Origin of the sequence: Photobacterium sanguinicancri, from assembly GCF_002265265.1 — a bacterium.
Classification (GTDB): domain Bacteria; phylum Pseudomonadota; class Gammaproteobacteria; order Enterobacterales; family Vibrionaceae; genus Photobacterium; species Photobacterium sanguinicancri.
On record NZ_NOIF01000321.1, the window covers coordinates 1 to 2,413 of the forward strand.

Below are 2,413 nucleotides of genomic sequence, written 5' to 3' on the forward strand. Positions count from 1 at the left end.
CTACTAATAAATGACATTTTAAAAGAGCTAACTCTAAATCATTAATTTCTGAAAGAACTTCCGCTAAATGTAAAAAAGGTACGTCTTTGTCCATAATTCCTCTTGATGCCTAACGCTTAATTAAGCGGCCAAAAACGCACCAACACGTTTTATGCAAACCACCGTAATCACGACACTCAACGCAAGCTGAAAATGCCACGCGTTTTTGGTCGGCTTGAATTCTTTGTTAGCTCTCTCGTCTACTCATTCTGTTGAAGATATACTCCACTGATAGATTGCTAGGTTCTTTTTCCTTTGCGTCATACTCAAAACTGCCATCTACACAAGTTCTTAAAATGAAAGACAACTTTGCATGTTCACCGTCCAATTCAATATTGTAAAGAGACTTAATAGCTTCAATCTCTTCAACATACTGTTTGAACTCTATCACATCTATAGTTATGACTAGATCAACTCTTCTCATTTCAAAATAAGCACTGATATATACACGATTTTCAGGTAATCGTTTGACTGATTTTACTTCTGGGTCTTCAAGACCTTCAAAGATATCAGACTCTATATCCATTACAGATGTTATCTTTTCTGAGAAAACTCGAGCGTCGAGAATATCCCCAATGTCATAATTACTCATAGAGTTCAGATAACTTTCCGTTTCCTCGATTAAGAATTCTTCTAAATCATCTAAAATTTCTTGGCGATCAAATGAGTGCTCAATCTTGTCTACATTTTCGTTTACAAAGTCAAAGATATTTAGATAAGGTTTAATTTTTGCTTTTAATGAACGTTCATCTATGTCTTTTTGGAGATCTTCGTTAAATGTCAGTGCCTTGCCTTTGCTTTCAAAGAAGTCATGCTTGTTGTTAGTAATAAATGCAACATCACCTTCAATGTCATTTTCTTGTAGATAATCTAAAAAGGACAACCAAATCAATGTGTCTCGATAGCCTTTTTCTTGATTCGTAAATGGTTTAATTGACTGTATAGCTCGTTCTACTACAACCTTCTGAGAAATATTTTCGTAACTGATATTCTCAATCCAATCTACTTTATACTTGAGTACATCCGAAAGTTCATATTCATTGAAGTCCAGTTGCTCTTCTTTAAAGCTGAGCGGATTCTCGTTTAACTTGCTCCCTTTATTCACCAACCGAGTGATTTCAGCCCGAACTTCATTGACTTCTCTGTTCCGGATGTTATTTGTTTCTTGAACGACCAAGTCTGACAGAAGCAAATCAAATTTTTGGTTGTTCAGAAAATAAAAGAGCAGCTTAAAGTTAGGCTTATCTGCATACCAGTTTTTATAAAACACATTTGTATCAAGGAATACTTTCATTTTTTAACTTCTTCATAAAATTTTGCGTCCGCCCTGAGAGCTAACGCCGCATTAAGCGGACTAAAATAGTGGGTTATACTGTGTAGCGAAGCGGAACCTAACCCACTGTTTAAGTTCCGTTTAAATGCCTTGTTAGCTCTTATGCAACAATTTTATCAAAGTATGTATTTAAGCAATCAGGCGCAGTTGAGAACGGGTGGAGTTCTTCAAAGAATTTCCGACTATCTTTTTTAGACACAGTAAATTTAACCTTATTTTTCATTATGATGCCTCCATCCTTCTTATTTGCATCTTCGATTAAATATGACAAAACATAAGCAAATATTGACCAATGAAACTTCCCTCTAAACACATTTTCAAAAGCTTCTAGACTTAAAGTTGACAAACTGTCTGACACCTCCTCCTCAGTTACATCAGGAGCACTTTCATGGATACTTTTTATATCTTCAAGTGTGTGACAAGCAGTGATTTGTTCATAGGAGTAATTAATGAAACCATCAGGTATCTTTTTAGGAAAGCTTAATCTTTTGTTTTTTCGGTCATCACATAAATTACGCTGCGTATACATCCAAGCATTATATGTACTTAACGATTGGTAAAAATCAGATGTTAATTTCTGATAAAAAGACATAGCCATTGAATACTCTGCATCAACTGAGTTCAACCTAAACCTTTCATGCAAGTAATTTACGTATGTTGTTGTATTATAGACTAGATTTTCAACTGCATAACCAGGTGTTACATAAACAGTGCTACACACGTTGCTATTGTCATCGAAGTCTCTATCAATGAAATAACCAACAATACGTTGTTCACACAAATCATTTTTTGTCATTTCATGTATTTCTAAAACTCCTTTTTTCCCTCCACAATGTAAAGCTGTTACTTGCTTTCCATCATATTTCCCTCTTGCTTTTAGTGGGTAGTAAAGTAAATCATCTTCTCCTTCAACAAAAAAGAACGCATATTCACTTTTGTTTTTAAGAAGCTGAAACTTTTGATAAGCAATTACAGTTGCAGAGCGCTTCATTTGAGCATCTAACTCACTATGCATCTATACCTGTCTCTAATACAAATGTT

At 34.7% G+C, this 2,413-nt stretch carries 2 protein-coding genes; both read right to left on the reverse strand.

Annotation, left to right across the window (positions count from 1 at the left end):
* Positions 1 to 226: 226 nt before the first annotated feature.
* A complete protein-coding gene (locus ASV53_RS23630; protein WP_094958946.1) occupies positions 227 to 1,333 on the reverse strand; it encodes a PIN domain-containing protein in 1,107 nt (368 codons plus the stop codon).
* A 139-nt stretch (positions 1,334 to 1,472) separates the two neighbouring features.
* Positions 1,473 to 2,363: a DUF4435 domain-containing protein gene (locus ASV53_RS23635; protein WP_189337958.1), complete on the reverse strand. Its 891-nt coding sequence runs from the start codon at positions 2,361 to 2,363 to the stop codon at positions 1,473 to 1,475.
* Between the last annotated feature and the right edge of the window lie 50 nt (positions 2,364 to 2,413).

Excerpts from the sequence above, each read along its gene's own strand:
- ASV53_RS23630 (WP_094958946.1), bottom strand. The coding sequence starts at position 1,333 with ATGAAAGTATTCCTTGATACAAATGTGTTTTATAAAAACTGGTATGCA.
- ASV53_RS23635 (WP_189337958.1), bottom strand. The coding sequence starts at position 2,363 with ATGAAGCGCTCTGCAACTGTAATTGCTTATCAAAAGTTTCAGCTTCTT.